General features: G+C 43.7%; 3 protein-coding genes. All 3 read left to right on the top strand.

Annotation, left to right across the window (positions count from 1 at the left end; all coding sequences use genetic code 11):
- Positions 1 to 23: 23 nt before the first annotated feature.
- The 3 genes from QUA04_RS20020 to QUA04_RS20010 all read left to right on the top strand — a co-directional run bounded on the left by QUA04_RS20020 (position 24) and on the right by QUA04_RS20010 (position 7004).
- The gene (locus QUA04_RS20020) at positions 24 to 4739 is read left to right on the top strand and encodes an ATP-binding protein (protein ID WP_333259678.1); all 4716 of its coding nucleotides are present in this window, start codon (positions 24 to 26) and stop codon (positions 4737 to 4739) included.
- A gap of 208 nt (positions 4740 to 4947) precedes the next feature.
- Positions 4948 to 5343: a response regulator gene (locus QUA04_RS20015; RefSeq protein ID WP_333259670.1), complete on the top strand. Its 396-nt coding sequence runs from the start codon at positions 4948 to 4950 to the stop codon at positions 5341 to 5343.
- Positions 5340 to 7004, top strand: a complete 1665-nt coding sequence (locus QUA04_RS20010; protein WP_333259667.1) for a response regulator — start codon at positions 5340 to 5342, stop codon at positions 7002 to 7004. Before QUA04_RS20015 ends, QUA04_RS20010 begins: the two co-directional genes overlap by 4 nt.
- Positions 7005 to 7168: the final 164 nt, after the last annotated feature.

Here is a 7168-nt window from a genome sequence, read left to right as displayed (position 1 = left end):
TAGCAGGCATTCACTTTTTCTGAATATCATTATGTTATATTATACCAATATGCGTTTTAAATGCACAACAGCTTAACGGTCAAGTCATTATTGATGTAATTCCCGAAGTAGAACTGATTGTCGGCAAGCAGTCGCCCGTGCCTGAGTTAGGTCCAACCGAGTCGCAAAATCGCTTTAATCTCGTCTTTAGTCAGTTCATCCGAGCATTTTGTACCCAAGAGCATCCTTTGGTTATTTTTCTGGATGATTTGCAGTGGGCAGACTCTGCCACTCTCAAGTTGATCGAACTGATGATGACGGATAACGAAACACAATATTTGTTCCTAATTGGAGTGTATCGGGATAACGAAGTCAACCCCGCCCATCCGTTAATGATGAGGCTTGATGGGCTGCGTAACCGGGGAGCAACTATCAATTTTATTACCTTAGCGCCGTTAGAATTAGAACATATCAATCAGCTAATTGCTGATACATTGCAGAGCGACAATAAGTCGGTAAAACCTTTAGCAGACCTAGTTCAGCGGAAAACAATTGGCAATCCATTCTTTGCCAATCAATTTCTCAAAACCCTGCACGCCGAAAACTTAATAACTTTTGATTTTCAGCGTCACGCTTTCGTGTGGGATATTTCACACATTGAGGCACAGGACATTACTGATAATGTAGTGGAGTTGATGATTGGCAACTTGAAGAAACTGCCAGAATCCACACAGCAAGTTTTACGCTTGGCAGCTTGTGTCGGGGCTTCTTTTGATTTAACCACTATCTCTATTGTTTGTGAAAAATCCAAAGAGGCAGTTTTCCCCGATCTGGTGACGGCAATTCAATCTGGATTGATTTTGCCCACCTCTGAGTTAGATACTCAACTGTTAATTCAGGATTACAAGTTTCTGCACGATCGAGTTCAACAAGCAGGGTATGCCTTTATTGATGAAGCGCAAAAGACAGCAGTTCACTTACAAATTGGTCGGCTACTGTTGCAGAATACAGATCGGAAAGCCCTATCAGAGGAGATATTTAAAATCGTCGCTCACCTCAATCTAGGCGTCGAACTTGTGACCGATCGAGCCGAACGAAATGAAATTGCCCAACTCAATTTGATGGCAGGAAAGAAAGCTAAATCAGCAACAGCTTATAGGGCAGCCGTCGCATATTTGAACGTGGGACGTGGACTCCTCAGTGCGGATTGTTGGCAGAGTTCTTACGATCTAGCCTTATCTTTATATGAGGAAGCAGCAGAGGCAGCGTACTTATGCGGTGACTTTAGCGGAATGAAGCAATTGGCTGAAGTGGTGCAAAACAGTGCCAAAACTATTGTGGAAAAGGTGAAAGTCTATGATGTAGAAATTCAAGCTGCCGTGTCGCAAGTAAATCTCAAAGAATCGCTTAAGATTGGTCTTAATGTTCTGGAACAATTGGGGGTTAGTTTACCGGAAAATCCGAGTCAATTAGATGTTCAAAAAGGACTGGATGAAACCTCGTTGCTGTTGACGGGACGGAAAATTGAAGAGCTAATCGATCTGCCGGAAATGACATCTCCAGAAGCGCTAGCAGCCATGTTTATTCTAGCGAGTACCTTGGCTGCTGCGTATATCGCTAATTCTGAACTTTTTGTGCTAAATGCCTGCCAACAGGTTAACTTATCTATCAAATATGGCAATGCGACCTGGTCTGCATTTGGTTATGCTTGTTATGCCATAAATTTGTGTTGGATAAGTCAAGACCATGAATCTGGCTATAAGTTTGGTAAGTTGGCTTTAAATTTGCGGGAACGGTTAAATGCCCAGAAAGTAAAGTCGAAAGTATTCGAGATTTTGGGAGCTAAAGTAGTACATTGGAAAGAGCATTTCAGGGAAACACTCCCCTTTGTAATTGAGGGCTATCAAAGCGGAATAGAAACGGGAGATTTTGAATTCGCCGGCTATTGTGCATTTTGTACGTGCGATCATTCATATTTCATTGGTCGCGAACTGACAGAACTAGAACAGCAAATGGCAACCTACAGTAATGCTATTGCTCAAATCAGGCGGGACAGTCCTTTTAATTGGATTGCCGTATTTTGGCAGGCAGTTCTTAATTTGTTGGGACGGTCTGAAAATCCCATCCGTTTAATTGGTGATGCTTTCAACGAGGAAAAATCGCTCCCAGACAATGACAGAACTCGACTTCATTTCTTTTATCTAAATAAACTGATGTTGTGCTATCTGTTTGGAGAAAAACACCAAGCTGTAGAAAATGCTGTAAGGGCAGAGAAATATTTAGATGGAGTGAAAGCAATGATTGTTGAGTCTCCCTTCAATTTTTATGATTCTCTAGCTCATCTAGGCGTGTTTGCCGATCTTTCAAACTCCGAGAAAGACGCTTTGCTCGATCGCGTCGATAAGAATCAAGAAAAGATGTGTAGATGGGCGCATCATGCTCCAATGAATCACTTGCACAAATTCGATCTAGTCGAGGCAGAGAAAGCACGAGTCTTAGGACAAGTCCTTGAAGCGGAAGAGTTTTATGAAAAAGCCATTGCAGGAGCTAGAGAAAACGAATATATCCAAGAAGAAGCCTTAGCTTATGAATTAGCTGCAAAGTTTTATTTAGAGCGTGGCAGAGAGAAGATTGCCCAAACCTATATGAAAGAGGCACACTATGGTTATGTGCGCTGGGGAGCAAAGGCAAAAGTCGAAGATTTGGAAGCAAGATACCCGCAGCTACTGCCTAAATCATCTGTAACCAAAAGCATTACCCCCACCTTCTCGACAACGACTACATCCACCAGTAGCAGTCAGTCAGTATCAGCGTTGGATTTAGCCACTGTCATGAAAGCTTCTCAAGCCATTTCTTGCGAAATTATGCTGGATAAATTACTTGCCAAATTAATGAAAATTCTTATCGAAAATGCTGGGGCGCAAACAGGCTTTCTAATCTTCGATAAAGCTGGACAATGGGTAATTGAAGCTTCGGGAGATGCGGATATTGATAACATCCCAGTATTGCAATCAATTCCCATCGATCGACATTTACCCACATCAATCATTAACTATGTCACCCGTACTCGAGAAACCGTTGTTAAAAACGATGCCGCCAATCAAGGCAAATTTACAAATGACCCCTATATCAAAGCAAATAAAACTAAATCGATTTTATCTGCGCCCCTCGTTAATCAAGGTCAACTGGGCGGCATTGTCTATCTGGAAAATAATTTAACCACAGGAGCCTTTACCCCCGACAGATTGGAAATTATCCAACTATTATCTGGACAAGCCGCGATCGCGATCGCCAATGCCAAACTCTATGCCGAAGTTAAAGAAAGCGAAGGACGGTTGACTCAATTCCTAGAAGCAATGCCCGTGGGTGTCGCTATCCACTCACCAACAGGACAACTCCACTATGCCAACCAGACAGCACAACAGTTACTCGGCCTCAACATAGCACCAGAATCCAAAACCGAGCAAATAGCCAAAGCATATCAAATTTATCGTGCCGGCACCCAGGATTTGTACCCGACTGACCAACTGCCGATCGTGCGTTCCCTAGCCGGTGAAGCTGCCAAAGCTGACGATTTAGAACTTCACCAACCAGATAAGATACTTCCCTTAGAAGTTTCCACCACGCCAATTTTTGATGATACAGGCAAGATTGCATATGCGATCGCCGCTTTCTTCGACATCAGCGATCGCAAACAGGCTCAGAAAATTCTCGAAGACTACAATAGAACTTTAGAAACTCAAGTAGCCGATCGGACTCGGGAATTGAAAAACACCCTCGACACTCTCCAAGCCACTCAAAACGAGCTAATTCAATCGGAAAAAATGGCCGCCCTCGGACAACTGGTTGCCGGGGTAGCCCATGAAATTAACACGCCTTTGGGAGTAATTCGCGCCGCGATCGGCAACACAGATAAAGCCTTAGAAGCCTCGTTGTTTCAACTGCCCCAACTGTTGCCCCAACTCACCGAGCAACAGCAAGCCGACTTTTTCAGCGTCCTCAAACAAGCTCTGAGCACTCAATCCAGCCTCAGTACCCGCGAAAAACGCCAAATTAAACGCACGCTGACTCAACAGCTTGAATCTCATAACATTGCCAATGCCAAACAACTGGCTCACCTGCTAACAGAAGGAGGAATACATCAGAGTTTTGACTCTCAAATGTCTTTGCTGCAAACGCCCCAAGCCAATCAAATCGTACAAATTGCCTACGATATTGCCCGCCTGCAAGCAAACAGCCAAAACATTAACAACGCCGTCGAACGAGCTTCAAAAATAGTCTTCGCCCTCAAGAGCTACGCTCGTTACGACCACACTGGGGAAAAACGATCGATCCAGATTACTGACAACATTGAAACCGTACTCGAATTGTATCACAATTATCTCAAGAAAGGTGTAGAGGTCACTCGTCACTATCAACCCGTTCCAGAGATTCCTTGCTATCCCGACGAACTCGTGCAAGTGTGGACAAACTTAATTCACAATTCAGTTCAAGCTATGGATGGCAAAGGGACGCTGGAAATCGGCGTGCATCAAAAAGAGCGAAATATTGTAGTAGAAATCACAGACTCAGGTTGTGGGATTTCTCCAGATATTCAAGAGCGAATTTTTCAACCTTTCTTCACTACCAAACCAGCAGGAGAAGGAAGCGGTTTAGGGCTGGATATTGTCAGAAAAATCGTGAAAAAACATCAGGGAACCATTACTTTTGCCTCTGTCTGTGGCAAAACTACCTTCACGGTGACGTTGCCTATGGGGTAATATAAATGACAAAATAAATGATTTTTTTTAGATCGTCTTTAACGGGCTTCATATCATATCCGGTCGATTGACCGTAAGAAAAGAGGTTTGTAGTGAGGAATGCGCGTCCGCATTTTGCTCAAATCCGTAACAAAGGACTGAAGTCCTTACTACAAACATATAATGGTTAGATGACCCAACCTGAACTCAATTCGATAACCATAAAAATATGACTGAAGTAGCAATTCTCTGTGTTGATGATGAAATAGTTATCCTAGAAGTTCTTCAAGAGCAAATTAGCCGTCACTTTGGCGAGCAATTTTTGTATGAAGCTGCCGAAAGTGGTGAGGAAGCTCTAGAAATTATTGAAGAGCTAACTGACGGGGGAGTCAAGATTCTTGTAATTGTCTCTGATTGGTTGATGCCCGGAATGCGGGGAGACGAGTTTTTAGTTCAAGTCCACCAGCAATTCGCCCATATTACAAAGATTCTGTTAACCGGACAAGCCGATGGGGAAGCTATTGAACGAGCCAAGCGGGAAGCTAATCTTTACTGCTGCATTCATAAACCGTGGCGGCAAGAAGAGTTGCTCGAAACCCTCACAACAGCCCTGAAAATAGGATGAACGAACTAGCAATTCTTGTGGTAGATGACGAACCGATGGTGTTGGACGGTCTTGCTGAGGAATTACAAAGAAACTTCGGTCAAGATTACCAGATTGAAGCGGCCCAAAGCGGTGAAGAAGCCCTAGAACTTCTCGAAGAACTGCAAGCAGAAGGTATCGAAACTGCAGCAGTTATTTCTGACTATCTGATGCCGGGAATGAAAGGCGACGAACTCCTCTGTCAGATTCATGCCCAATATCCCAATGTATTGAAGATTATGCTCACCGGTCAAGCCGCAGCAGATGCAGTGGGCAATGCTGTGAATTCAGCTAATCTCTACCGTTATATTGCCAAACCCTGGGATGCTACGGATTTCTATCTGACGGTTAAAGAAGCTCTCAGCAAGTATTGGCGAATCAAAAAACTCGAAGAACAGAATGCTCAACTGCGGGAAAATGAACGTCGCCTGACTCAGATTTTAGAAGCAATGCCCATTGGTGTTACAGTTCACGATAATGCGGCAAAAATAACTTATGCCAATCAGAAAGCCAAGGAATTACTCCAGCTAGACATTTTACCTGAAACCAAAATCGAGCAAAGTTCAACGGATTTCAAAATTTATCAGGGGGGAACTGAGGAATTATATCCCGCACAGAAATCGCCGATCGTGCGCGCTTTAGCCGGGGAAACAGTTCGTGCTGAGGATATCGAAATTCATTACCCCGATCGGATCGTTCCTTTAGAAGTCTCGGCTACACCCATTCGGGATAAAAAAAGCCAAATTTCTCAGGCGATCGCGACTTTCCATGATATCAGCGATCGCAAACAAGCTGAAGCCGAACGAGAACAGTTTACCCAAGAATTGTTCCAACTTAATGAAGCTTTTTCCCGATTTGTTCCGCGTCAATTTTTGCAATTTCTGGCTCGAACAAATATCAACGAAATTCAACTGGGAGAATCTATTGAGAAAAAAATGTCGGTTTTGTTTGCCGATATCCGTGCTTTCACAACCCATTCGGAGCAAATGACCCCAGAAGATACGTTTAAGTTTATCAATGGCTATCTCCGGCGCATGGAACCTGCAATTATTGAAAATAGTGGTTTTATTGATAAATATATTGGTGATGAAATCATGGCACTGTTTGAAGTGAGTGCCGATAGTGCGGTGAATGCAGGGGTGACTATGTTGAAAATCCTCGCTGAATACAACCTCAGCCGACAACTACTCGACCGCCAACCCATAGAAATTGGCATTGGCATCAATACAGGAAATTTGAGGCTAGGAACAGTAGGCGGTAACTTTCGCATCGATACCACCGTCATTGGCGATGCAGTTAATCTCGGTTCGCGCCTCCAACAGTTAACAAAAGTCTACCAAGTTCCGTTTCTGATTTCCCACACCACCTTAGCTGCGCTCGAAGAACCGATGAAGTATGCCCTGCGCCTCGTCGATCAGGTGCAAGTTCGAGGAAAAGCTCAAAAAGTGGGGGTGTTTGAGGTATTTGAGGCGGATCCTCCCGCCCAAAAAGAAGCTAAATTGGAAACGAAACCGATTTTTGAATTAGCTTTGATTCGCTACTATCAAGGCTCGATCGAGGATGCCAAATTCCTGTTCGGTATGTGTTTGGAAAGAAATCCCAGCGATGGTGTTGCCCAAAGCTATCTGAAACGGTGTGCTTAACCCAAACTTACTCCCTGCAGGGAATATTTTATCGATCGAAATGATATTTTATTTGCCAAGATAGCCAGTGAAAAATACCTCAAAGCTAAATTGCACGTCTTTCGGATAGCTCGAACCGGAGCTTGTGGTAGAATACGATCGAGAAAAGCTACCATAAGGGAGAA

It is taken from the genome of Microcoleus sp. S13_C5, assembly GCF_036700845.1.
Lineage (GTDB): Bacteria > Cyanobacteriota > Cyanobacteriia > Cyanobacteriales > Microcoleaceae > Microcoleus.
The sequence above is the reverse complement of the archived record's forward strand: the minus strand, read 5'-3'. Positions and strand labels throughout refer to the sequence as shown.